Source organism: Enterococcus sp. C53, from assembly GCF_040887425.1.
GTDB classification, from domain to species: domain Bacteria; phylum Bacillota; class Bacilli; order Lactobacillales; family Enterococcaceae; genus Enterococcus_B; species Enterococcus_B hirae.
On the sequence record NZ_JBFOFT010000005.1, the window covers coordinates 1 to 25307 of the forward strand.

Consider the following 25307-nt stretch of genomic DNA (forward strand, 5'->3'; position numbering starts at 1 on the left):
GTTGAGATTGCCGTAGCAACTTTCATATCATATCAGAGCGACGTTTGTTTGTCAACTCTTTTTAAAAGTTTTTTTCGACTTCGTTTTTCAGAAGTGTTCCAGCAACCCATTTATCATAACTCGTCGTTTGTTATTTGTCAACAACTTTTTTGAAGTTTTTTTTCGATAGAATCAAGCTTCGTAAGCTGTCGTTTTTTAACGACTTAGTTATCTTATCATGTGTTTTTAGAAACGTCAAGAACTTTTCTGCTATTTTTTTAGAAAGTTTCATTACGCTGTTTCTTAAATCAACGTTAATAAATTTATCACGTAAACCAAGGTACGTCAACAAACATTTTCACTTAATTTTTCAAAAGAATATTCAAGCAAAAGATCATCATTCGCTTTTACTTCAAAAGAAGCATAAAAAAGTTTGCATTATCGAATATAATCCATGATAAACTGAACGTTTCATCCTTTAAAGAGGACCGGTTACCATAAAAAAAGAAACTTGAATTTTTTTCAAGTTTCTTTTGGTGTCTAATTCTACATTAAAAGAAAGGAACTCCTTCCACTTCGTAAGTGCCAAGGACAGAGCGCATTTGATCTGGGTCTTCCCAAAGATAGCCTTTACCTAAGTCTTCACTTTGACTTTTTTGCTCAGTTTCAAAAACAAACAATGGAACATTTTCGTGATTAATATGTGTATTGGTCAACTCCATCAAATTAATTTTGCTAACATCAATATGAACGATTTCTTTTAAAAAGCTAAGTATGTTTGCTAACCCCGTCTTTTCTTCTGAAAGCTCTGCTAATGCAAACTCCAGCTTGTCATCAATTGAATGGACTAAAAATTTTTTTGATCCATCCTCCAAATGCAACATGATTGTACCAGCTACTTTTTTGCTTGCCAAAATTTCCACCTCGATCAACTTGTTCTGTGGTTTACATAAAAATTCTAGCACATTTTCAGAAAAAATACACTTTTTATTTCTTATTTTCTTTCTGTTCTAGTTCTTCTAGTGCTTCGTCCACCCATTTTGGTAGTTGTTCCGCAATCGTGGCAAACCCGATCTTTTTATTTTTATTCGTAAAGTATCTTTTCCTTCGATAAGGAATAACAGGGCTCTTCTTCTCCAACGTACGTAACGACAAACTAATTTTTTTTGAATATTCATCAATATCAATGATTTGAACAGTTACTGGTTGACCAACTTTTAACAATGTGTGAATACTTTTCGTGTAACCTGATTGTACTTCTGATACGTGAATCAAGCCTTGTGTTTCCTCGTCTAAAGACACAAATGCACCATAAGGCTGTATTCCAGTTATTTTTCCTTTAATTATTTGTCCAATTTTATATGTCATGTACTTCCCTCTCTTTGCATTTATCATTATACTGTAAATGATTTAAAAAAAGAAGTTTTGAAAATACTCAATAGAAAAAGGGGTCCTTTAGATGAGTGAATTTGACAAGAAAGTTTCAAGAAGACATACCGATAGCGTAAAATGGGATTCAATTAAAGAAACCTATCAAAGAGACGACTTATTGCCTTTATGGGTTGCAGACATGGATTTTTTATCACCTGTTGGAGTAAAAAAAGCTTTTGAAAATTATGTTTCTCAAGGTCTTTTTGGTTACTCTACCGTTTCAGAAAAATTATATCACGCAGTCATCAATTGGGAAAAACAACAGCATCAGGTATCTTTAACAAAAGAACACATTGTCTTTACTAGCGGTGTTTTATCTAGTTTAGCTGTTGCAATTCAAACTTTTACTGAACCAGGTGACAGTGTGCTGATCCATGACCCCGTTTACCCACCTTTTTCTGCAATCGTCGAGAGTAATCACCGTCAGCTTATACGGAGTCAATTAATTGAACAAAACAATAAATTCATGATGGACTTTCAAGATATGGAAAAAAAGATCGTTGAACAACAAGTAAAAGTGGTAATCCTTTGTAATCCCCACAATCCAGGGGGGCGTGTTTGGACTAAAGAAGAATTATCACAACTAAGCGAACTATGTTTGAAACACAAAGTGCTGCTTTTTAGTGATGAAATTCATCAAGACTTAGTTTTTTCAACGAACCATTTTAACTCGATGTTAACGATTGATGAAACACTAAGTCAGTCTTTAATCACGTTTACTTCGGCAACCAAGACCTTTAATTTAGCAGCGATTAAAAACTCAATGGTGTTTATAAAAAATCCTAAATTAAAAGAACAATTTGAACAGCGGTTACTAATGAATCAGCAACAAGATATAAATACTTTTGGTCTAATCGGTACACAAGCTGCTTACGAAACGGGTAGAGAATGGCTTAGTCAACTGCTTCCTTATATAGAAAAAAACGCGGCCACTGCCACTTCTTTTTTTGAAAAACATTTACCTCAACTAGGTGTGATGACGATTGAAGGAACGTATTTGATGTGGTTAGATTTTTCTGCTTATGAAGCGAATGACGAGTTGCTAGAACAAACATTGATTACCAAAGGAAAAGTTGTTTTAAATCCTGGCATCTCATTTGGTCCTGCCGGTCATGCTCATATGCGATTGAATTTAGCTTGTCCGGAAGAAACACTACTAGATGGATTGATGCGGATAAAAAAAGCCTTCACATAAAAAACAAAAGCATTTTTGACGACTTTTAAACGAGGTTCTATTCTAATTAGAAATAAAATAAACCAACTGGGTCAATGATTGAAACCAGTTGGTTTATTTTGTGATTAGTTAATAATTAAAATGTCTTACTATTGCGAGTGATTATTCTGATACTTCAACTTTCTCGATCACTACATCATGTACTGGACGATCTTGTGGACCACGTTGTACGTTAGCAATTTCGTCTACGGTAGTCATGCCATCAATCACATGACCAAATACAGTATGACGGAAATCTAGCCAAGGTGTCCCACCACCTTTGTATGCTTCGATGATTTCAGCCGGGAAGCCTGCACCTTCTAATTGATCTAGCATATTCGCTGGTACATTTTCATTATTCACGATAAAGAACTGGCTACCGTTTGTATTTGGTCCAGAGTTAGCCATCGATAACGCCCCACGTAAGTTGAACAACTCACGACTAAATTCATCTTCAAAACTTTCACCATAGATACTTTCGCCACCCATACCTGTACCAGTTGGATCGCCACCTTGAATCATAAAATCAGGGATGACACGGTGGAAAATTACTCCGTCGTAATATCCTTTTTTAGCAAGTTCAATAAAATTTTTAACTGTTTTAGGCGCTAATTCTGGGAATAATTGGACCGTAATATCACCACGGTTTGTTTTTATTACTGCCTTTGGTCCTTTTTCATTTTCTAAGCTTAATTGTGGGAATACCATATCTTTTTCCTCCTAAAAATTATTCCTTCATTGGTAATAATAACATATTCTCTCTATTCGCTGTTACATGAAACTTAAGAAAACAAAAAGACTCATCCTTATGTAAAAATGATTATATACTTTTTATCAAATGATAGATACTTTTCTGCGTTTCTCTGACTTAAAAAATAATCCACGAGTATTTTTAAATATGTGAACCAGTAGATTTCACGAGAGATCGTTTTCGCTTCTGCCCCAATCTCCTTAAGAATTAGAAATAAATCATTTGTTTGAGAAGTATTCTCAATTAAATTCTGCTATAGTGTGGGTATGAGGAGGAAGTTTTCTATGGAAATCTATGATATTACAATTATCGGTGCAGGACCAGTAGGGATGTTTGCAGCGTTTTACGCAGGTATGCGTCAAGCAAAAACTAAGATCATTGACAGTTTACCTCAACTAGGTGGGCAATTAGCAACGCTTTACCCAGAAAAATATATTTATGATATTCCCGGCTATCCCGCCGTGAAAGCCAGTGACTTAGTAGCAAATCTGGAAAAACAGTTAACCACATTCAATCACTCTTTTCATTTGAATGAGGAAGTTCTTTCTATTACTAAAGAAGATGAAATAATTGAAATCACAACTACTAAAGGAATCCAGTATTCAAAAGCAGTCATTTTGACTTTAGGAAGCGGTTCTTTTCAACCTAGAAAATTAAATGTACCAGAAGCAACAACTTATGAGCATCACGGTCTCGATTATTTTGTGAACGATTTAATGAAATATGCTGGTAAAAAAGTAGCAATTGCAGGTGGTGGTGATTCAGCAATTGATTGGGCATTGATGCTAGAACCGATTGCGAGTGAAGTTTATCTTATCCATCGCCGGCCAGAATTTAGAGCTCATGAGCATAGTGTAAACTTATTGAAAGCTTCATCAGTCAATCTTTTAACTCCCTATCTCATTGATGAATTATCTGGAAAAAATGGGGAATTGACTGCTGTTCGCTTAAAACGGGTAAAAAGCGAGGAAACAATTGAGTTACTGATTGATTCATTGATTGTTAATTATGGGTTCACCTCAAATCTAGAACATCTTTCAACATGGGGACTTGAAAGTACCAGAAATGCAATTTCAGTAAACTCAGATATGTCAACCTCGATACCAGGCGTTTATGCTGCTGGCGATATCTGTTCTTACAAAGGAAAAGTAAAATTGATCGCTACTGGATTTGGCGAAGCACCTACAGCTGTCAATAATGCGTTACACTTTATTAACCCTAAAGAACGCACACAACCTGGACATAGTACCAGTTTATATGATAAAAAAGTTCCTCCGAAATAGGATAGCTTGTGTGATTTTTGACCATTTTGTCCAAAGCAGAGGAGACAACATTTGTTTCTTGCTTTTTTATTTGGTAGGCTAACAATATAGTTGATTCACAGAAGCAAAAGGAGGAAGAAAATGGTTATCAAAACTGAAACGCTAGAAGAAAAAGCACGTGAATTGCTCAATGAGCGTGGAGTAACCCTTGAAGACATTGCTGAGCTAGTGATGTTTTTACAAAAAGATTACATTACTGATCTTACTTTAGCAGATTGTATCCAAAGTGTTCACGCTGTCTTAACCAAACGTGAAGTCCATAACGCGATCATAACTGGGGTTCAATTAGATATTTTAGCAGAAGAAAATAAGTTGATGTCACCGCTCCAACATATCATTGAAGATGATGAAGGACTGTATGGGATCGATGAAATACTAGCCTTATCAATTGTAAATGTCTATGGGACAATCGGTTTCACTAATTATGGCTATATCGATAAAGTAAAGCCTGGTATTTTACAAAAATTAAATAGCCATGACGGAAAAAATGTGCATACTTTCTTGGATGACATCGTGGGTGCAATCGCTGCCTCTGCTGCCAGTCGTCTTGCTCACCAAGAGCCAGAAAAACGCAGTCGTTTGACTCAATAAGAGGTTGTGAAAGAAGCGATCAGCTCCGAGCGAATAAGAGAGGATTTTTTAAAATAGCTTCTCATATTTTGAAAAATTCAGGCTTATTTCAAGGAGCCGATGTTTGAACACCGTTTAGAGAAAGAGGTTGTGAAAAGAGCGTTTTGTCCTGAGTATTAAGGATGAAAATCTCGAAACAGCTTTTCATGTTTTGAGATTTTTTGACTTAATACCGAAGGACAGCTCTTTGAACACCGTGAATCAGAGGTTGTGAAAACATCGTATAGCTCCGATGACAATAAGAAAGAATTTTTTAAAATAGCTTCTCATATTTTGAAAAATTCAGGCTTATTTCAAGGAGCTGATGTTTGAACACCGTTTAGAGAAAGAGGTTGTGAAAAGAGCGTTTTGTCCTGAGTATTAAGGACGAAAATCTCGAAACAGCTTTTCATGTTTTGAGATTTTTTGACTTAATACCGAAGGACAGCTCTTTGAACACCGTTTAAAGCAAAAACCCGAGACAATCTCCTTGTCTCGGGCTTTTTTTATTCTGTTGAAACAAAATAGGCATTATGATTTGTTCTATTCTATGTTTGATTTTAACTTCTTTTTAGCTCTCTTTTTCCAATGATCACAAAAAAAGCAAAAAAGAGTTCAATTAAAATAAAAAATAAAATAAAACTATGCATAAAAAATTGTTCTGGTAAGACGTTAATGATTGGATCGGTTGTCGGATCAAACAACCAATCGTCGTTGTTAAAAAATGTTTCATGGAACAAGATAAAAAAGCGATCAAATCCTACCAACATAAAAAAGCCAAAAACAATCGGTACGAGCATTCCAATCTTAAACGGTTGAACTAAACGCCAAAAACGCTTATGACGTTTCAGATAAAAAAGATAGTAGATACTAGGTATCAACGTCAGCAGCAGCACAAAATAGTTAAGTAAAAAAAGTTTTTTGACTTCATAAAAATGATGTGCCCCACTTGTAGAAATAGGAAAATTTTGCAGACTTAATTCCTTCTGAAAAGGATTATTTAAATAAGCCATTAATTGATCAAAATTTTTCAATAAAGTTTCTTGATCAAGCGTAGTATGATCCAATATGTTCAGATATTTGATGTCTAGTTCATAGAGAAAGCGAAAATTGATTGTTATCGCGATCGCCAGACTGATCAGCATGAAGAATAGACAAACCAAACCAGCATATTCTCCCCACACCCATTTTGTTTTTCTCATTCTAGAAACTCCACTCATCTAACGAACGGAGAACGTGTGTAGCAGGTACCGGTAATAAAGGTACATCCTCAGCTTTCGTAAATCCTGAGAGCACCAACAACGTATCAATCCCATTTCGAATCCCTGCTTGGATGTCTGTTTCATAGTTGTCTCCAACCATGATGACATCTGCTTTCGTTAAACCTAATTTTTCTACCGCCTTATCCATAATGATCGCTTCTGGTTTGCCAATATAAATCGGTGGCGTCTGCGTAGCTGTCTCCACAAACGAAATTACCGATCCTGCACCCGGCAGCAACCCACGCTCAGTTGGAATATTTTTATCTGGATTTGTTCCAATAAATGTTGCCCCTTTTTGGATTGCAAGAGTCGCTTTGACTACTTTTTCATACGTCAGATAATTATCTAGACCGACTACTACATAATCGGGATTTTCTTCGTCCCAGACAAATCCTGCTTCTAAAATCAAATCGATCAAACCAGCTTCACCTATGGCATAAAACGTGTTTCCTTTCCCGGCAGCGTGCATAAAATCGATCGTTGCTAAAGAAGCTGTATAAACAGTTTCAGGGCTAACGTGTATATCAAATTCATCTGCCAAGCGATTTGCTACTGCTTGTGGACTTTTTGTGGTGTTATTCGTAACAAACAGAAAAGGCTGTTTTTTTGCCTGAAGAGCCTCCACAAAACGTTTCCCAGCAGGTATAGGTTCAGTCCCCCGATAAATCGTTCCATCTAAATCAATCAAATATCCTTTATAATCCATCTTTACTCTTCCCTTTGTCTTATCGTAAAATTAGTGTTGGCTTTTGGTTTAGTTGATGTTTTTTCAGTCTTTTTTTGTTCTGTTTTTCTTTTTTTGATGACCGGTTTTTTGTGATTTGAAGAAACGGGTCCTTTTTTCTCATCAATGTACGCACGATGTTGGTTTTGATTTTTCTTTTTTCTTCGGCGAGGAGTATTTTTTTCCTTCTTACCTCCGATTTGTTCAATCACAAAATAAGCGCAACCAAAATTACAATACTCATACAAATAATCTTCCAAAGCATCAATTCGTTGGTCGGGATGAGCACGTCTGTTATCTACACGGAAAAATCCTTTTAATCTTAGTTGTTCATAGCCCCAATCACCAACGATATAGTCATAACGCGACAAGACTTCACTATATCTTTCGCCAAGTTTTTCTGGATTGAACCCCTCTCGATGATCCTTTACTAGGCGATAGTGCTGTTCGCCAATCAAAAAATTCTTCTCATCGATGAAAGTAATGATTTCTCCCTTTACTTTCTCCGGTTTGGGTTCTTCGATAATTTCTTCTAACACGGCGGTGATTTCTTCTGTCACCGTATGGTCCTCGACATTTTTCGCTGTCTGTTTTTCTTTTGTTTTAGCTTCAACGGCGTGTTGCTCTTTTTGTTTTGCCGACATGCTTTCACCACCTATCATTCCTATTATACCTTGTTTTTATTTTATTGGATAGTGAGCATTTAAGTATTCCCCTACTACGCTACGAATAAATTCCGGAAATAAAAATTCATTTTCACCAGCAATCTCAATCGTTGGAAAGAAAGGTACAAACATAAAATGATCCACTGTTGTAAATGTATATCGACGCTCGTTATCTATCGGCTGATTCAGCCAGTGAACTTGATGATTCACTGCATCATAAGAGATCCCACTATAAACCACTTGTCCAAAAATTTTTCCCCGAAATCCCATACCTCTGATTGGGTAATTGCGTAAAAAGGCACGATTTTTTTCGATTTCTAATACCAATCGAATCAAATCACTTCCTTTAAGTGTGACATTCAGTAAATGCATTGGATGAGGCAATGCCGTATGCAGTTGATCCTGATTGATCAGCCCTGCTGGTAATCCAGTTAAAAACAACCCACTATTTAGCATTGCGCCTTGTGTTTGCCCACGATACTTGACTGCTTCTAACGCCTCATAGATAAAAGAATGTTCCGCAAAAATATCTACTGATAAATCATAAGGTAACTTGGCTACTTTTTTTGCCGCTAATAGTTCGTGCCCTTTAGTTAAATAATCTTGGCTTTCCTGCTCATCTTCAATAAACGTCATCATCGTTTCTGTTGGGATAGCCCGAGCTGATTTTTGGATGATGTTTTTATGCTCATCAACGGTGAGATGAACCTCTCCAACGTATTGTCCATATTTTCCCGCTGCTGCAAGCTGAACACCATTAACGATTTGACCATCAATCAGCAAATGATGCGTATGTGATCCTAAGATTACATCGATTGATGGAAGTTCTTGGGCAATTTGACGATCGTCTTGGATACCTAGATGGCTCATCAATACCAAGATGTCTACTTTTGGTCTTAGTTCTTCCACTAATTCAGGCAAAATATCATAAGGGTTTCTGATATCCCAACCATTTGGACTATAAGTTAAGGGAAAAGGAGCCGTCAAAGCCAGTAAGCCGATTTTAGTCTGTTGAGGAGTTTCAATGATCTTGTACTTTTTTGCCCATTTCGGCGGTTGCAACAGATGTTTATCAAACAAATTATCCAATAAAATATCAAAGTTTGCCTGATCATAAAGATGATTCAATTGATCCTTGGCATTTCCCACGCCTTCATTATTACCTATCGTCACAGCATCATAACCTACGTTATTCATTAGTTCAACATTTGCTTGTCCATCGGTTGCTTCTGATAGCGGGTGCCAGCGATCAACAAAGTCACCTAAATCAACAGTGATGGTCGTGGTATTTTCTTTTTTTTCGTTTTCACGCTTTTTTTGCTCAATAAACCTTCTGATTTTAGGCCAGTTTTCTAGATGCGAGTGTAAATCATTCGTATGTAATAGAACTATTTTTTCCATCTTATTCTTTCGCCTCACTTTTCTTTATCATACCATAGGCTTTTTCTTTGTTCACTTTGAAAGATTTTAAAGAAAATCAAATTCCTCCGCTGTGAATAGACCCCATTCTAAACGTTAGCCTTGTGGATAATATCGGATCAAGCTAATAATCAGTCTATCCCTAGCTAGCGATTTAGGGTAGAAAAGTGATGAAAAAATACGTTACAGCAAAACATGATTAATAGACATAATTCTATTGGCATTGCCCATTCATTCGTCAGCTAACTTTCAATCAAATCGACAGAAATAAGCCGTAGAATTTCCAATATACGCAGGACGAATGTCGGAATTCTTCGGCTTATTTCTTAAAACTAACTCTTCTATCACTACTTCTTCAGTAATAATCAAGTAGTAATCAGTTTCTCATTTTTCTCTTTTCAGACAACTAATTAAAGTTTTTTTAATCAAAAAATTGATTAGATGCAGCTATCCCGATTTGTAGACGATCCAATGGTTCGCCAAACATCCCTGCCCAGCCATCGTAGCCAGCAATAGAGGTGCCATCATCACAACATACTCCTAGCCAACCAGCTCGGGCGGTCGTTTGTGAACGGTAGTAGGCTTGCGATAATGTCTTACCTGTAGGTGTTGTATAGTAAAGTTGCACACCATCGATGGCTTCACCAGGATTTCCTGCACATCCATTGACCATATCATTTGGATCACCTTTGCTGACCCAATCTAACCAACCACTTTTTACCGTATGGACTCGATAACGAATCGTTCCCGCATCTACTTTGATATAAAGCATGTCATGTTGATTATTTGGCAATCCTGAAAAACCGTTGGAATCGACATCATTGAAATTGGTAATTTCTCCTAACCAACTTCCGCCCAACACACGTAACCCATAGTGAACATTGGTAGAAAAACTTCCCCCATTATTTACCCCTGGTGAATAAGTAAATAAAGGATTGGATTTCGCAATCCCGATTTGCAGACGGTCTAACGGTTCGCCAAACATCCCCGCCCAACCATCATAACCGACGATCGATGTTCCATCATCGCAACAAGTTTGTAACCAGTCAGCACGAGCGGTCGTTTGTGAACGGTAATATGCTTGTGAATAAGTTTCTCCAGCAGGTGTTGTGTAATAAATTTGTACACCATCAATCGCTTCTCCAGGATTCCCTGCACATCCATTGACCATGTCATTTGGATCACCTTTACTAACCCAATCTAACCAACCGCTTGTCATCGTGTGTACTCGATAACGTAATGTTCCTTTATCAACCTTGATATATAGCATATCGTGTTGATGATTCGGTAATCCTGAAAAACCATTAGAATCTGAATTGTTAAAGTTAGTGATTTCTCCTAACCAAGCTCCCCCCAACACTCGTAAACTATAATGAACATTTGTCGAAAATGAAGGTGGCGTTGGGTCATTAGTCATTCCTGTTGAACTTGATTGATTAAAACCGCCAGAAAAACGCCAAACTTCATAATAATGAAACCCATTTGCAACGATATAATTTTTATCAAAACGTAATTCTTGAATCGCAGTATTTTTTTCTCCTTGCGTATAGTAACAGGTTGAAGTGATGTTTTTACCACCACCAGTAATCACACCTGTATGTCCAATCGCACCACCTGAATCAGCCATCGAGGACCCACCAGAAAGTAAAACAATATCCTCATCTTTCAGCTGAGAAAGATTGGAAGCGTTTGAATTTCCGACTAAAACTAATACATAACCACATCTCTGGAGATAACCACCAAGGGTAACCGTATTATATAAATAGCTATAAGGAATTCCAGAGCTGTCTTTGACTGCTTGAGTAATACTTCCAGAACAATCTGCCGTTCCATCTGTACCGTTTCTTGAGCCAGTCATGGAATAGGTTATCTGTCCACGATGTTTATTGAACCAATCCACGACTTTTGTTCGGTTTAATTGTTGGTACCAGTATCTAGCTTGTTGCGCTCTTGCTGGTTGGTTTGCATTTACCGGTCTTTCATAATATTGAATGAAAATATTCGCCAGTTCTTCTGGAGATTTGTTACTTGTCTTAAATTGTTGAAACGTCATAGATATATTATAAAATTGTTGATTGTTTGCTACCTCCCACTCAATACGTTTGCATTGAGAAATGACGTCTTTGTAATTTAATCCATTCGCATTTGCCCAATTGATATATTTAGATGCTGGTGTCCATTGCACTAGTCCGTATCCACCAGACATATTTCCGACAATGTCGCTCTCCCATCGGTCGGCAATAATGCCACTTTCTGATTGCATGTTCCCTAATAATCCAGCAACTGCGGTTTTTGACCAACCTTGACTGACCAAGTAATCCCAAATTGTTTTTGCTGTTTCAAATTGTCCCATAATAATTGTTCGCTCCTTACTTTCAATCATTTTTTCATATTAGTTGCGCCTTTAAATGTACACAGCTTATTACTTACTGTTATCTTTCATCCTCCTAAAAAATTATTTTGATCATTTGATTCGAATCACATAGATATGTGAGCTATTTTAGTGATTTGTGACAGAAAAAATAAAATCTTTCACTTTTTTCTAAAAAGCTGTGCCTAGGTTGCTTTGTTAGTAAATAAAAAAGTCATTATCACGTAGTATCTCAGTAAATTCACTTTGATCCTTCCTAATCGTTCTCTGTTTCGTTATTGTTTTGGTTTCATTTTGTCTTGAATTGATTTTAAAATCCCCTCAAAATAAGTCGTTACTTCTGACTCAGCAATATTGGTCAAAATGCTCCCAATCTCAGTGAAAATCAGGCAAGTCGTAAAAACCTTTACTAACGTAAATTCAAAATGAACGCCGTTTTGGATCAACACAAAATCAACGACTCCCGTCAGGATCAATAACACAAAATGACTGAGTTTTTTCCAAAGTCCTCGCCAACTTAGCGTTGAATACCAAACATGATTGACTTTTGCTTTAAGCCAACCTGTTATGAGATCTAATAGAACCACTAGAAAAAAACTGTGAATTAATGCTTGATCATTAGCAAAGACTTTCGTTAATGCCGTCATACTAACACCTCCTTTTAAACGTAATGACTGCGAAAGAAATGCCCTCAATAACAGACATTAGTTTGCAGTTTTGAGTCCCTTGCTTTTAGCTTTCATCATTTGTTTGATACACTATTCTTCTTTTTACATTGTCAGACCTTCCTTTCACTACTTTGCTAAAGATTTTTGTTTCCATTTAGATATGTTGGAAAATAATAAAATTTGTGACAAAAAAAAGAATCATTTGAGCAAAATCACTCAAATGATTCTTTCAACTTTTCACTGTTCTTAAGTCAACTTATTCGTTCACTATTAAATTTAGAGCTGTCATTTTATCAAGTTCTCTGCATATTCAAAAAAAGAATTTCACAAAATATTCGTTGTGAATATTTGTAAAATCCATATTTCAGCTTAAAGTTAAATTTTATTCTAGGCTTTTTTCTTGTCATTTATTTTAATTATTTTTTACTTCTTCTGCTTTCTTAAAATCGCATGTGTCAATGTTTCAGAAAAATTGATCTTCAATTCTTTGCCTAATTTATCTGCCCATTTAGGAATAGACACATTTTTACGTTCTCTCTTTTCCATGTCCAGATACTCTTTTATATTAACTGAAACAAGCGTGACAAATAAATACTCTTTATTGTGTGTATTTGTCTACTCAAAAGGAAAAGAGTTTTCTACATTAATATTATTTATACTTGAGCTAGACGGCAATTTATTTTCTTCCTCAATATAATAAGACAATTGTAGCCCAAGATAGTCACTAGCCATCTGTATACCGTCGTTTATATCATTTGCTTGTGTTCCGTTCCCATCAATATGTACCTCTTTCGATTATTTATTTTTAGGTCATTGGTATGGAATGCTGTCTTTTTACCAATAACAATTATACTCTATCTATTTACTTCTCTATAAAATACAAATAAAGTACCTAAAAAACTAAAGAGACACTGGTTCATTATACAAAAAAAACGTAACAAGTAGTAAAGTACTACCTATCACGCTTTTAAGATTCGTTTTAATCAGACACATGGCGGATCCTGCTTAGTGCTGCTTCCTTCCAGATCTGACACGCTTCACAAGCCCGCCATTGTCCTAGCCTTTCGGCAAATAATAGTATACCTGATTTTTTTTTATTTGGCTAGCCTTTTTTTAATTTCTTTTTTCTTAAGCGCAACTCTCTAAAAAAATCCGTTAAAAGTTGGCCACATTCCGTTTCCAAAACGCCTCCTACTACATGGGCTTGGTGGTTAAAGCGTTCATCTGTCAACAAGTTCATTAATGTTCCCGCTGTTCCGCCCTTTGGATCATACGCACCGAAGTATACTTCTTTGACTCGAGATAAAATCATCGCACCGCTACACATAGGACAAGGCTCGAGTGTCACATATAATTGGGCTTCTTCTAAACGCCAACTTCCAACATTTTGACAAGCTTCACGGATCGCAATCATTTCCGCATGCGTGGTTGCATCTTTCGTGGTTTCTCTTAAATTGTAGCCTCTTCCAATGATTTCATCATTTAAAACAACAATCGCTCCAATTGGTACTTCCGCTAATTGTTGGGCTTTCTGAGCTTCTTCAATGGCTAACCGCATCCATTTTTCATGTTTTTCATTATCGATTTCCTTCATTTCCAATCGATCCCCTACTTTTCATTTTCTTGCTTAACTTTAGCATAAGACAAAAAGGTTGTAACTAGCTTTTTGTCTTATGGTAAAATAAAACTTGAGGTGACTTTGATGGACTTGACAAAACTGATAACACTTTATCCTAATGCACAGAAAAAAAATTCTCCTGCTTCCGATAAAGGAATTCTCTCTTTAGCAATTGATGATTATTTTTTATGGATCGATCAATCGACGATTTCGACACAAGAAACAAATATTTTGAAAGCGTTATTCCCTGTAGCTACTGTCGAAGATAATCATCCGTGGTATCATTATCTATTTGAAAATAAACCGCTAGTAGCAGAAGAAAGCTTTCGCATGATTCAATTTCACATTGATCCAAGAGGAGAATTTCTTAAGCGCCAATGGCAAGAAACAATCGGTGAAATGTTTTTCCACTTAGAAGATTTTTTCTTTTATACAGAAACCGATGCTGTACTGATTGAAAAAAAATATCCTAGTTATCTAGAAATTTCTGAGCTAAGAGGTATTTTTCTTTCATTAGATGCAGACTTTGAAATTACTACCCAAGTATTTATTGGCTCATTTCATTTGCCTTCTCCCAATTTTTCAGAACTGTTTTTTGAAGAGCGGAAAATATTTTTTGAAGAAAAAAAGCACTTTGCTTTACATGGTGGCGCAATCTCATTATCGGAGGTGGCTTTACATCATTATACAAAAGGAACAATGAACAACAATCAGTTAATTGCAAGTTATCAGGAGATGGTCAAACGGACAGAAATGGAAGAGATCATTTCAGTGTTATGGAAAAATTTAGGTAATATTAGTTCGACAGCTAAATCACTCTTTCTTCATCGAAATACATTGAAATACAAAATCGAAAAATTCCAAGAACAAACTGGGTTCAACTTAAAAGAAGCAAATGATTTACTGTTTTGTCATTTGCTCTTACTGCAAGAACAAACACATTGAACACAAAAAGCGAAAGTATTCGTTCATGAGACAAACCAATAATGTTTGTCCCATTTTCTAATACTTTCGCTCTTTTTGTACTTTTAACTTTACTTTTTTTGTTGCATCACATGATTTTATCAACGTAATGGAGTAAACGGTCTTTCACATCTTCCGTTGATCCTTTTAGAGAATCTCCGTAGACAGAAATTTTCTTTTTGCCTGACTTGATCTTCGCCAGGATTCCCATCAAAGAATCTAAATCACTATCCGATAAATGTTCAACGATATCTAGTAGTTTTTCGTTTCCATCAAATGTCTCATTAACGAACTTTTTTACTTTTGCCCGGTTCGTCAAATGATGGATTTTTTCAATGACTTTTCCCGAAACAACTACTGCTGTCGCTACGCTTGCTGCTGCTGCGACACCTAATCCAATTGTTACTTTTGTTGATGTTTTCATCATTATCAGCTCCTTTTATCTATATTAATCATAGCATAGATAAAAAGATAAACGAACTATTTACCCTTTTTCACTTTCAAAATCGCCGAAAGATAAAACGCTACCACCAATTTTTCTGATCATCTATATGAAAGGACGCTTCAGCATCGTTTCATCCATTTACTTAGGGGAATATTCAATATTTGTTAATACTTCAGGCAAGTTCTCTTCCAACTCAGCCAATTTATTCCAAATCAATGTCATTGTTTCAAAAAATTCATGAGAAGATCGATCTGAGTTCAAACTGCCTAATGCATTGAGCCAAAGTAATTCTAATAAGTAAGGCTCTTTGATCCCAGTATGTTCTTTGACATATTCTGAAAACGCACGTTTAAATAAGGAAGCCATATCTAACTCAGACTTAATCACTACTCCACGAATGCTTTCATGGATTGAAAAGAACTCTTTTAGTAGATGGACGATACTGAAGAAATCATCAATGACATATTCTGATAAATAGCGATCAAAACAGATCGTTATTTCTTCAAGTATTTTTTCTTTTAATATACGTATTGATTTAAAGTGGGCATAAATCGGATAAGTGGAACAGCCACAAAAAGAAGCTAAACTCCTAGCTGTTATCTTTGATAAGCCATTTTCTTCAGCATATACCATACTTTTAAAGAGTAAATACTCTTTGCTAAAATTTGTTACTCTACTCATACAATTCTTCCTTTCTCACTTTTGATCATTTTTTTTTAAAAAGACATTATTTTTAGTCACCTCTAAATTAAAGGCATTATTATTTAGAGAACAGTACTAATCCCCCATTAAAAATAACAACATAACATCAAAAAAATATATTTAGGTACAATTTCAACAAGAAGCTCATTTTATTAATAACTTTCTTCAGTACTCAAAACCCAACATAACAAAATCAGCTAAATAACAATGTTTTTGTTATATAAATTGATTATTTAATCTGTTATAACTTGACAAAATGAGCGAAAAAAACAACAATAGAATAAACGATTGTTATATACCATTTAAATAACAACATGTACATACAACAACTACTACTATGTGAGAATAACATACATTAAAAACTCTTTCCACTCACAGTTTATGTCCTCCCATGGACAAAAAATAAAAGGAAAAGGAGCAACTTATGTTAACGGACGCAAAAAAGAAAGAATTGTTAGTATTCTATACCATTGTTCAAACCAATAAATGTTCCTTACGTGAATTATCTCAGGTTCTATCAATCCCTAAGAGAACGATCAAAGAAATCATCCGCAAATTAAACGGGACTATTTTTCAACAACTAAGTATCCCTAGATTCATTTACTCAACTGCCAAAGGCGAATTGAAATTAGATTCACAACATAAAGATGAAAAAATGGCGATCTTTCATTATATAAAATTGTTTTTCCTACGCGAATCAAATCGTTTTAATTTTTATTGTTACTTTTTGATTCGCCACACAGCCGTGTTTCAAAAAAAATATTACTGGAAAAGTTGTACATATCTCCTTCTTATTTAGAAAAACTAACTAATCAATTAAACAAATCACTTAAAAAGTTCCATCTGCAAATCATCTCTCGCCAAAATTGTTACATTTTGAAAGGCGATGAATTATCGATTAGAATTTATATGTATTTCTTTTTTTCTGATGCTTTTCAGGGGATTGATTGGCCTTTGACAAATATGAAACTTTCCCAAGTAAAGCATACTCATTTATCCAATGAGCTTTTGATGACCAAGAAAACATCAAAGATACAAGAAAAAGTTTACTTATTAGTGGCAATCTTTTTAATGCGATCTGCTCATCATCAATTACCAGATGCTAGCCTCTTAGAAAGCTATGAAACAATGAAAATTTTAACTTCTACAAAAGATTTTAGCGGCGAATTGAAAAAACAATTGTCCCAATCCTTGCCTGAAAGTCTTGTCCAAAATGAAGTACTATACTTTAATTTTTTACTTTGCTATTTTTTTCCTAACCTCATTCCCGAACAACAAAAAACACTCTTTGGCTATGAGTTTTCTAAAAGTAATCATTCGCTTTGTCGACAAGTTTCTTTTCTGATCAAAAAATAGCTGAGTCATTCCCTTCGATATCTGCTGGTGAAAAGAAATATTATTACCATTATTTGATTATGATGCTGACGACGTTTATTTTTTTATTCCAAGAAAAAATCGATTACTTCCATGCACTTTATTATCCTTCTGAAAATATGAAAATCGATGCCTCGGATCAACGATTAAAAAAAATACAAATGATCATCGCTGACACGTTTACTTCTCAACCAAGCCAAAATTTACTGCACGAACATCTTAGTCGCCTGATCTATACACTTTTAAAATCGGAAGAAAATAAAAAATTAGCGATACATCTACAAATAAGCAAGGTCTTTTCGGGAAACTACCACATCGAAAAATTATTAAAAAATATTTTTAATCATCAGTTTTTACAAATCACCGAAAACCCTGAAGAAGCTGATTTAATCGTCACTGATTGGTTCGATACCCAACAACAAACGGCAGATATCTTTTATCTTGACCCTGAACGTGAAGATGAACTTTGGCTCCATTTATTCCATCTGATACAAAGACTCCACCAAAAATAATCCTTTTGTTTCCTTAAGCTGGAAAATAGCTGAAACAAGCCAAAAAAGTATAGGACAACCTGTTGTCCTATACTTAACTATTATCTTGATAGATAGCCCTATCTTATTCAACTCTTTGCGTTTGAACCAGGTCAAAGCGGTTTAACGATGATTACTTACGATTTTTCATTGCTAGTAAGGACCTTAATAATGTCCCATGTACTAGTCTCTACGATTACCACCGAATAATAAGATCAAACGAAGCAATTGTAAGAAAGTGGCAAGTGCTGCAGCTACGTATGTCAATGCTGCGGCAAAGAGTACGTGTCTAGCCATTGGTACTTCTTCTGCTGTCAGAAGACCACCTTCGCTTAGAATTTGAATGGCTCGTCTGGATGCATTAAATTCGACTGGTAATGTAACTAGCTGAAACAAAAGCGCAAGTGAAAAAGCAAAAATACCGATGTTGATCAATGTATCATTCCAGCTCAGTAAAACACCAATCAAAATCAATGGAAATGAAATCATCGAACCAAAATTAGCCACTGGAACCAGTGCGGCACGAATCTTTAGTGGCGCATAACCAACAGCATCTTGTACCGCATGCCCACATTCATGGGCAGCAACACCAATTGCAGCTACCGAAGTAGACTGTGCCGTTGCTTGTGATAAGCTCAACATTTTATTTCCTGAATTATAATTATCGGTCAAATCTCCTGCAATTTGTTGGACACCGACATCATTAATTTGTTGACTTTGTAAAATGTATTGCGCTGCTTGAGTACCCGTCACGTTATTCTTACTTCTGATTTTGTCATATTTACGAAAAGTACTGTTCACATAAGCTGAGGCAATACCGGAAATAACTAATCCGATGATCACTAACAAAAATGTAGGATCAAAAAAGCCATACATGCCATATCCATACATGATAAATCCACTCCTTTTTATTTTAACTTATTTTACCATGAGTGATCTAAAAAGAAGGTGAAAATACCTTGAGTGTATTAGAGTTTTTTAACAAATTCTGATTTTAATTTCATCGGTCCAAATCCATCGACTTTACAATCAATGTTATGGTCGCCTTCCACTAGACGAATATTTTTCACTTTTGTTCCTTGTTTGATGGCACCAGATGCACCTTTCACTTTTAAATCTTTGATCACTGTCACACTATCGCCTTCTGCCAAAGGATTACCATTAGCATCAAGAACGATCAAGCCATCTACTTGGTCCTGTTCTTCATTTGTCCATTCATTTGCACATTCAGGACAAATAAATAATCCTCGATCTTCGTAAGTGTATTCAGAGCCACATTGTGGGCAGTTTGGTAATGTCATCTTCTTTCTCCTTTAAAAATAGCGTTGAGCATTATTGTAACGGATAACGTGTCTTTTGAAAAGAGAGACTTGTGATTTTTAAAACAAAGTTTAGTAAAAATCCTTTTTACAACGAACAACTCTCTCTTCTAAAATAGTTACTATCTTTGATACGCATGACAAATCTCTTTGATTTCGTCATAAATTTCTGCCACTTCCGCTAAATCTTTCGCACTTGCGCCACTTGCGAGCGGGTGGCCACCACCATGATGCTTTTTCGCTAATTCATTAATGATCGGGCCTTTCGAACGTAACCGTACACGGTAATATCCTTCAGGTTGTTGCACAAAGATTCCCCAAGCTAATACCTCATCAATGACACCAGGCAAGGAAACAACAGCTGCTGTTTCAGAATCATCAATTCCGTATTGCGAAAGGAGTTCTTGTGATAAAATCACTTTTCCTGCGCCATTTTCATCAACCTGGATATTTTGGTATAAATAACCTGAAAGTTTAGCAACTTTCATCGGCATTTGTTCAATTTCACGATTCAATGCACTGGCATCAAAAGGATAACGTCTTAAATCTGCTGCAATTTCCAACGTCCTGGCGGTTGTAGCTGGATATAGGAAGCGTCCTGTATCTCCTACAATCCCAGCATAAAGCAAACGCGCTGCACTAGTATTCAACGTTAACTCATTTGGAAACATGAGGGCAAACTCCGTAATCATCTCACTACAACTGCTGGCTTTCGTATCGACCCAGACCAGATCACCATACGGTTCATCATTTGGATGATGATCAATTTTTATTAATTTCTCACCTAACTTAAAACGATCATCACTGATTCTAGGTGCATTTGCTGTATCAGTGACGATGACCAAAGCTTCTTCATACACTTGATCATCAACTATTTGCATTTCTGCTAAAAAGCGCAAGCCCTCCACAGTTTCCCCGACTTGGTAAATTTCTTTTTGAGGAAACGTTGCTCTTAAAATCTCTGCTAAACCTACTTGAGAACCTAAAGCATCTGGGTCAGGACGTTGATGTCGATGGATGATGATTCGATCATATGTTTTTATTTCTGCTAAAATTTCAGATTGGACAGTCATTATTTCCCTACTTTCTATGAACGTTCCATTACTTGGCAAACAACGATTGCCTTGGAAACGATCGTATTTTCGATATATACTTCAATGTCTAGTTTGGCTGATCTCCGACCAATTTCAAGCACTCTTGGACGAATATCCAATTCGCTTTCAAGTTGGATTAAACGTAGATAATGGAGACTCATCTGTTCGATCATGATATTTCTGCGTTGATTTAATACCATGGTTTTTTGTGCAACATCAGAAAGGATCTCACTTAATACACCAAATGAAATCGTACCGACCCCATTGACCATTTGAGGGGTAACCATAAATTTAAACTTTGGATTTGCCAAAAGATTCCCGTCTCGGTCTCGATCGATCGTTTGGATTCCTCCTGAGATTTGGTCAGAGATCGTATCTGCAATTTGCGGTTGTCGCTGAACTAACTGCATGGCTTTCATCACATCTTGCCGAGTAATCAGCCCTTCAAGTGTCAAATCATCCGAAACGACTGGCATGACTTCTAAACCATCCCAGATCATTTGATGGCTGACAGAAGCAACACTCATGTTTTTTTTCACACTGATCGGGTCTTTTGTCATGACCCGCTCAATTACTTGTGTATCTGCTTTACCAAGTACATCTTTAGCAGTAATAATTCCCATCAAGCGCATGTGACGGTTCACTACTGGAAATCGTGAATGGTGCGTTTCCTCTGATAGTTTTTGATAATCGGCGATCGTATCTGTTTGTAGCAGGTAGTGTGTCTTTTCTGCTGACATATAGATATCACTGACAAGCATAATGTCTTTTTTAATCAATTGATCACTCAAAGCACGGTTGATCATCGTTGCTACGGTAAAGGTATCATAAGTCGTACGAAGAATCGGCATCGCTAATTCGTCTGCTAAGCGAGCAATCTCAGGGGTAGTGTCAAATCCACCAGTAATCAGCACGGCGGCTCCATCTTCTAAAGCTAATTTTTGAACTTCCGAGCGGTTACCGACGATCATCAGTGATCCTGGTGTGATATAGCGTTCCATCGCATGTTTCGTCATCGCACCGATCACAAATTTATTCAATACTTTGTCTAATCCTGTTGCACCTCCCAATACATCTCCTTCAATGATCCTGACGACTTCCCCAAACGTCAGTCGTTCAATATGTTTTTTCAATTTCCGCTCAATCCGGATTGTTCCGACACGTTGGATCGTTGAAACTAATCCGATATTTTCAGCATCCTTGATGGCACGATAGGCCGTTCCTTCACTTACGTTTAATTCTTTTGCTATACTTCTGACTGAAATACGATTTCCAACCGGTAAGCTTTCGATATATTCTAAAATCAAGTCATGTTTCGTCGCCATATCTTTAACCTACACTTCTAGCGTTTCAGAAACGCTCATTATTTTTCCTTCGTTCCCTGCCAACTTCTCAATAAATAGTTGAGGATCTTGTTGGATAACAGGAAATGTATTGTAATGGATAGGAACGACTAGCTTAGCGCCAATCCGTTTTGCTGCTCTCGCTGCATCTTCTGGTCCCATTGTAAAATTATCACCAATTGGTAAAAAGGCAACGTCAATGGTAAATTGTTCGGCAAGTAAAGCCAAATCACTAAAATCAGCGGTATCTCCTGCGTGATAGATCGTTTTTCCTTCCGCTTGGATCACAATCCCACTAGGTTCGCCCATATAAAGCGGTGTGCCAGCTACCTCATAACTTGAGCTGTGCTGAGCAGGAACAAATTTTACGATCCCAAATGGAAATTCATATTTTCCACCAATATTCATCCCATGTCCTTTGGCACCTAACTGTTCCGCATAATTGGTAATCTCAACAATGCTGATAATCGTTGCATCATTTTGTTTAGCAATCGGCACCATGTCTCCTACATGATCGTTGTGCCCATGAGTAACTAAAACCCAGTCTACTTCTACCTTATCCACTGTTAAATCTGTTAACGGATTGCCTGTAATAAACGGGTCGATAATCAAGCGTTCACCATTTTTCATTTCGATCGACACACATGAATGTCCGTGATAAGTAATTTTCACTTTTCTCACTCCTTTTACTTTCTTTCATACATTAAATAAACCGATTTCATTTAGAGAATAATCCTAAATAATAGTACAGTACATACGTAATCATTGTAACAGATAATACAGTTTGTACCAAGTGGCAAATCAGCTCAAACCACTCTAAGTACGCTACTCCACTAACTCTGCATACGTAAAAGGAACTATTTTTTCGAAGTCTGTTCTAGCGATCTTAATGCTTCTGCCAATTTCGCCACTTGACATGACCAACACTTGCTTTTCTTTGAAAGACGCATCAACTAAAAAAAGATAATCTGGGTGTTTAAGATAAATGCCGATCGGTGTATTTGCACCATGTGGATAACCAGTAGATGCCATCACAAAATCCATTCCGGGAAAACCGACTTTGTGATCACCAGAAATTTTCCTGGTTTTTTTGTAATCTAAATGTTCCGACAATGGAACAACGGCAATGATTACACCTGTTTTATCCCCTTTCAAAACTAATGTTTTACAAACACTGTTTTGATCAATCTGTTTTTGCTTGAGTATTTTTTGAAAATCATTCAATTCTGTCTGATTAAATGTCAGAGCTTCGTAAGAAATTCTTTCTTTTTCTAAATATTCTTCTACTTTTGTTTTCATCTACTATCTTCCTTCCATTTCCTTCTCTTTTATTTTACAAAAAAATAGAAAAAAAAGAACGAGCAAGAACTTTGGTTCAACTGATACAAAAAATGGTATGGAAAAGTCACCTCTTTAAAAGATTACGACCTTTTCCACACCATTATTGTTTCAATTATTTTTTGCCTCTACGTTGTGTTGCTTCCATGATCACTGGTAAAATCACTGGACGACGTTTTGTTTGTTCAAATAGGTAGCGTCCTAATTGATCTCGAATGTCTTGTTTTAATTTACTCCACTCAAAGTCGTTACTTTCCAAGTGTTTTTCCACGATTTCTTCGATCATCGTCCCACTTTCTTTCATCAAGTCACGACTAGCTTTGACATAAACGAAACCGCGAGATGTGATTTGTGGTTTTGAGACGATTTTCTTTTCACGGCGACTAATAGTAACTACAGCTACAAAAATACCATCTTCTGACAATATTTTACGGTCACGTAACACAATATTACCAATATCACCAATTCCTAAACCATCGATCATCACATTTTCAGCACTGATCGTTCCAGCGACACTCATCCGTTTATTTTTATATTCCAACACATCACCACGTCCTGTGATGTAAATGTTTTTGTAAGGGATCCCGACGGCATGAGCTAAATCAGCATGAGCAGCTAATTCACGATATTCACCTTGAACAGGAATAAAATAAGTTGGTCTCATCAAATTAAGCATCAACTGAAGATCGTTAGGGTTCGCATGTCCAGACACTCGCATGTTTTCAGAGATCAATTTGACCGTACCACCTGCACGATAAATGATATCTTCTGTTTTAGCTACCATCGTTTCCATCGCAATACTTGGAGTAGTTGTGATATAGACTAAGTCGCCTTCTTCGATTTTGATATTACGGTGGGTTTTATTGGCCATTTTTTGCAATGACTTAATTGGTTCACCCATCCGTCCAGTTTCTAAAATGATGATTTCTTCTGGTTTGTATTTCTTCATGTCCTTCAAGGTCACAAGCAAATCTTCACTCGGAAGTTGTAGTTTTTCCAGACGCATTGCTGTTCGAATAATCCGTTCAAAATCTTGCCCTGTCAATACTACTTTTCTTTGTGCCTTTTCGGCTGCATCCAAGACTTGTTGAACCCGCTGTAGATTACTTGCCACACAAGCAACGATGATTCTACCTTCCCAATACTTGATCGTATCGAAGACTTCATCCGCAATCTGCAGCTCTGATGCTACAGGAACTGAGTTTTCAGCGTTCGCTGATTCACTAAGTAATGCCAATACGCCTTCTTTACCGATTTCTGCCAAACGAGCATAATCAGTTTGATACATTGGAATAGCTGTCTGATCGAATTTAAAATCGCCTGTGTAAACGATACTGCCCTCTTTGGTTTTCAAGTTAATCCCGACTGAGTCTGGAATCGTGTGGGTGGTTCGGAAAAAGCTGACGATCGTCTCGCCAAAATCAATCTCCGTGTGTTCATCGACTACATGGAAATCTTTGAAACCTTTTGCTGCATCATTTCGTCCCACACTCAATTTAGCAAGCTCGATCGTTAACTCGGTTCCAAATACTGGTACAGAGAGCTTAGAAAGTAAATAAGGTAACGCTCCGATCGCATCTGCATGTCCATGTGTCAAAAAGACTCCCGCTACCCGATCAATGTTTTCTTCCAGATACGTAAAGTCAGGAATGACTACATCAATACCTAACAATTCGTTTTCAGGATATTTTAAACCACAGTCTAAAACAAAAATATCTTCTCCCACTTCAGCGATGTACATATTTTTTCCATTTTCACGTACGCCGCCTAAAGGGATAATTTTAATGGTACTCACAAATTTCACCTCTTCTTATGATGTCCAAGTTTAAAGACATCGATTCTCTTCTTTAACTAAATAGATGATTCATCTCAATGAGCAACTCACAAAATTTTAGCTGACTTCTTCTATTGCTTAGCAAGAAAAAGCAGCTGATTGACAGTCCTCTTGTTTATCTTCTGCCATTTTTGAATAAGTTTCATTAAAGCGATGAATCGATTATTTTTAACACAAAAGTCGAAAACAATGGATTCGACTACTCCCCATCATTATACAACAAATTAGATAAATCGCTAGCATCTGCTATTCTCAAGAAAAAAAGCCTGGTTTTATAAAGCACAACCAATCTTGCCTCAAATCATTGATTAAAACAGTCTCAATTTAACAAAC

The 25307-nt window shown here is 36.4% G+C and carries 26 protein-coding genes, 1 other RNA gene and 3 pseudogenes; 8 read left to right on the forward strand and 22 right to left on the reverse strand.

Annotated features, from left to right (window positions below):
- Positions 1 to 530 precede the first annotated feature (530 nt).
- Positions 531 to 893 (reverse strand): hypothetical protein, encoded by a 363-nt coding sequence (locus AB3I42_RS07645; RefSeq protein WP_010720718.1) that lies wholly within the window; start codon positions 891 to 893, stop codon positions 531 to 533.
- Between the two features lie 73 nt (positions 894 to 966).
- Positions 967 to 1347, reverse strand: a complete 381-nt coding sequence (locus tag AB3I42_RS07650; protein WP_010720719.1) for a CvfD/Ygs/GSP13 family RNA-binding post-transcriptional regulator — start codon at positions 1345 to 1347, stop codon at positions 967 to 969.
- Positions 1348 to 1438: 91 nt separating this feature from the next.
- Between AB3I42_RS07650 and AB3I42_RS07655 the strand changes: the two genes are divergently transcribed.
- Positions 1439 to 2605 (forward strand): MalY/PatB family protein, encoded by a 1167-nt coding sequence (locus AB3I42_RS07655; RefSeq protein ID WP_010737204.1) that lies wholly within the window; start codon positions 1439 to 1441, stop codon positions 2603 to 2605.
- Positions 2606 to 2746: 141 nt separating this feature from the next.
- On the opposite strand, the gene AB3I42_RS07660 is transcribed toward AB3I42_RS07655, so the two are convergent.
- Positions 2747 to 3331 carry a peptidylprolyl isomerase gene (locus AB3I42_RS07660; protein WP_010720721.1) on the reverse strand — a complete coding sequence of 195 codons (585 nt, stop codon included), beginning with the start codon at positions 3329 to 3331 and terminating at the stop codon, positions 2747 to 2749.
- A 327-nt stretch (positions 3332 to 3658) separates the two neighbouring features.
- Between AB3I42_RS07660 and AB3I42_RS07665 the strand changes: the two genes are divergently transcribed.
- Positions 3659 to 4657 (forward strand): NAD(P)/FAD-dependent oxidoreductase, encoded by a 999-nt coding sequence (locus AB3I42_RS07665; RefSeq protein ID WP_181914337.1) that lies wholly within the window; start codon positions 3659 to 3661, stop codon positions 4655 to 4657.
- A gap of 120 nt (positions 4658 to 4777) precedes the next feature.
- Positions 4778 to 5287 carry a phosphatidylglycerophosphatase A gene (locus AB3I42_RS07670; protein ID WP_010720723.1) on the forward strand — a complete coding sequence of 170 codons (510 nt, stop codon included), beginning with the start codon at positions 4778 to 4780 and terminating at the stop codon, positions 5285 to 5287.
- A gap of 578 nt (positions 5288 to 5865) precedes the next feature.
- Here AB3I42_RS07670 and AB3I42_RS07675 read toward each other — a convergent pair.
- From AB3I42_RS07675 to tadA, 10 genes and pseudogenes are all read right to left on the reverse strand, one after another.
- The gene (locus AB3I42_RS07675) at positions 5866 to 6507 is read right to left on the reverse strand and encodes a TIGR01906 family membrane protein (protein ID WP_010737201.1); all 642 of its coding nucleotides are present in this window, start codon (positions 6505 to 6507) and stop codon (positions 5866 to 5868) included.
- 1 nt (position 6508) lies between these two features.
- A complete protein-coding gene (locus tag AB3I42_RS07680; protein WP_010720725.1) occupies positions 6509 to 7273 on the reverse strand; it encodes a TIGR01457 family HAD-type hydrolase in 765 nt (254 codons plus the stop codon).
- A gap of 2 nt (positions 7274 to 7275) precedes the next feature.
- Positions 7276 to 7935, reverse strand: a complete 660-nt coding sequence (locus AB3I42_RS07685; protein ID WP_010720726.1) for a YutD family protein — start codon at positions 7933 to 7935, stop codon at positions 7276 to 7278.
- 36 nt (positions 7936 to 7971) lie between these two features.
- Positions 7972 to 9357, reverse strand: a complete 1386-nt coding sequence (locus AB3I42_RS07690; RefSeq protein ID WP_010737199.1) for a bifunctional UDP-sugar hydrolase/5'-nucleotidase — start codon at positions 9355 to 9357, stop codon at positions 7972 to 7974.
- Positions 9358 to 9796: 439 nt separating this feature from the next.
- A pseudogene (locus tag AB3I42_RS07695) lies at positions 9797 to 10264 on the reverse strand (hypothetical protein); the annotation flags it as partial.
- Positions 10265 to 10924: 660 nt separating this feature from the next.
- Positions 10925 to 11758, reverse strand: a pseudogene (locus tag AB3I42_RS07700) (phage tail tip lysozyme); the annotation flags it as partial.
- Between the two features lie 263 nt (positions 11759 to 12021).
- Entirely contained in the window at positions 12022 to 12393 is a 372-nt protein-coding gene (locus AB3I42_RS07705) for a phage holin family protein (RefSeq protein ID WP_010737197.1), read from the reverse strand.
- A gap of 444 nt (positions 12394 to 12837) precedes the next feature.
- On the reverse strand, positions 12838 to 12960 hold the full coding sequence (locus AB3I42_RS07710) for a hypothetical protein (RefSeq protein ID WP_256734524.1): 123 nt from the start codon (positions 12958 to 12960) through the stop codon (positions 12838 to 12840).
- A gap of 431 nt (positions 12961 to 13391) precedes the next feature.
- Positions 13392 to 13476: signal recognition particle sRNA small type (ffs, locus tag AB3I42_RS07715), an RNA gene on the reverse strand.
- A gap of 40 nt (positions 13477 to 13516) precedes the next feature.
- Positions 13517 to 14008, reverse strand: a complete 492-nt coding sequence (gene tadA / locus AB3I42_RS07720; protein ID WP_181914335.1) for a tRNA adenosine(34) deaminase TadA — start codon at positions 14006 to 14008, stop codon at positions 13517 to 13519.
- Positions 14009 to 14116: 108 nt separating this feature from the next.
- Between tadA and AB3I42_RS07725 the strand changes: the two genes are divergently transcribed.
- Positions 14117 to 14977 (forward strand): helix-turn-helix domain-containing protein, encoded by an 861-nt coding sequence (locus AB3I42_RS07725; protein ID WP_010737194.1) that lies wholly within the window; start codon positions 14117 to 14119, stop codon positions 14975 to 14977.
- A gap of 106 nt (positions 14978 to 15083) precedes the next feature.
- Here the strand turns inward: AB3I42_RS07725 and AB3I42_RS07730 are convergent, their stop codons facing one another.
- Together AB3I42_RS07730 and AB3I42_RS07735 are read right to left on the reverse strand one after the other, a co-directional pair.
- Positions 15084 to 15419, reverse strand: coding sequence for a hypothetical protein (locus AB3I42_RS07730; protein ID WP_010737193.1), 336 nt, complete (start codon positions 15417 to 15419; stop codon positions 15084 to 15086).
- A gap of 159 nt (positions 15420 to 15578) precedes the next feature.
- Positions 15579 to 16121, reverse strand: coding sequence for a hypothetical protein (locus tag AB3I42_RS07735; protein WP_010720734.1), 543 nt, complete (start codon positions 16119 to 16121; stop codon positions 15579 to 15581).
- A gap of 445 nt (positions 16122 to 16566) precedes the next feature.
- Between AB3I42_RS07735 and AB3I42_RS07740 the strand changes: the two genes are divergently transcribed.
- The 4 genes and pseudogenes from AB3I42_RS07740 (at position 16567) to AB3I42_RS07755 (ending at position 18028) form a co-directional block, all read left to right on the forward strand.
- On the forward strand, positions 16567 to 16941 hold the full coding sequence (locus AB3I42_RS07740) for a hypothetical protein (protein ID WP_258924812.1): 375 nt from the start codon (positions 16567 to 16569) through the stop codon (positions 16939 to 16941).
- A pseudogene (locus tag AB3I42_RS07745) lies at positions 16917 to 17006 on the forward strand (M protein trans-acting positive regulator); the annotation flags it as partial. The gene AB3I42_RS07740 and the pseudogene AB3I42_RS07745, both read left to right, overlap by 25 nt.
- Positions 17007 to 17153: 147 nt before the next feature.
- Positions 17154 to 17498, forward strand: a complete 345-nt coding sequence (locus AB3I42_RS07750; protein WP_306690459.1) for a hypothetical protein — start codon at positions 17154 to 17156, stop codon at positions 17496 to 17498.
- Positions 17465 to 18028, forward strand: coding sequence for a hypothetical protein (locus AB3I42_RS07755; protein WP_306690457.1), 564 nt, complete (start codon positions 17465 to 17467; stop codon positions 18026 to 18028). The genes AB3I42_RS07750 and AB3I42_RS07755 overlap by 34 nt, the downstream gene beginning before the upstream one ends.
- A gap of 201 nt (positions 18029 to 18229) precedes the next feature.
- Here AB3I42_RS07755 and AB3I42_RS07760 read toward each other — a convergent pair whose 3' ends face one another.
- From AB3I42_RS07760 to AB3I42_RS07790, 7 genes are all read right to left on the reverse strand, one after another.
- Positions 18230 to 18937, reverse strand: a complete 708-nt coding sequence (locus tag AB3I42_RS07760; protein ID WP_010720736.1) for a zinc metallopeptidase — start codon at positions 18935 to 18937, stop codon at positions 18230 to 18232.
- A gap of 77 nt (positions 18938 to 19014) precedes the next feature.
- Complete coding sequence (locus AB3I42_RS07765) at positions 19015 to 19347, reverse strand: zinc ribbon domain-containing protein YjdM (RefSeq protein ID WP_010720737.1); 333 nt, start codon at positions 19345 to 19347, stop codon at positions 19015 to 19017.
- A gap of 140 nt (positions 19348 to 19487) precedes the next feature.
- Positions 19488 to 20438, reverse strand: a complete 951-nt coding sequence (locus AB3I42_RS07770) for a bifunctional oligoribonuclease/PAP phosphatase NrnA (protein WP_081123350.1) — start codon at positions 20436 to 20438, stop codon at positions 19488 to 19490.
- 14 nt (positions 20439 to 20452) lie between these two features.
- Positions 20453 to 21784 (reverse strand): DRTGG domain-containing protein, encoded by a 1332-nt coding sequence (locus tag AB3I42_RS07775; RefSeq protein ID WP_081123351.1) that lies wholly within the window; start codon positions 21782 to 21784, stop codon positions 20453 to 20455.
- A 9-nt stretch (positions 21785 to 21793) separates the two neighbouring features.
- Positions 21794 to 22474, reverse strand: a complete 681-nt coding sequence (locus AB3I42_RS07780) for a metal-dependent hydrolase (protein WP_010720740.1) — start codon at positions 22472 to 22474, stop codon at positions 21794 to 21796.
- A gap of 153 nt (positions 22475 to 22627) precedes the next feature.
- Entirely contained in the window at positions 22628 to 23101 is a 474-nt protein-coding gene (locus AB3I42_RS07785; RefSeq protein WP_010737189.1) for a YbaK/EbsC family protein, read from the reverse strand.
- Positions 23102 to 23255: 154 nt separating this feature from the next.
- On the reverse strand, positions 23256 to 24935 hold the full coding sequence (locus tag AB3I42_RS07790; RefSeq protein WP_010720742.1) for a ribonuclease J: 1680 nt from the start codon (positions 24933 to 24935) through the stop codon (positions 23256 to 23258).
- Positions 24936 to 25307 lie beyond the last annotated feature (372 nt).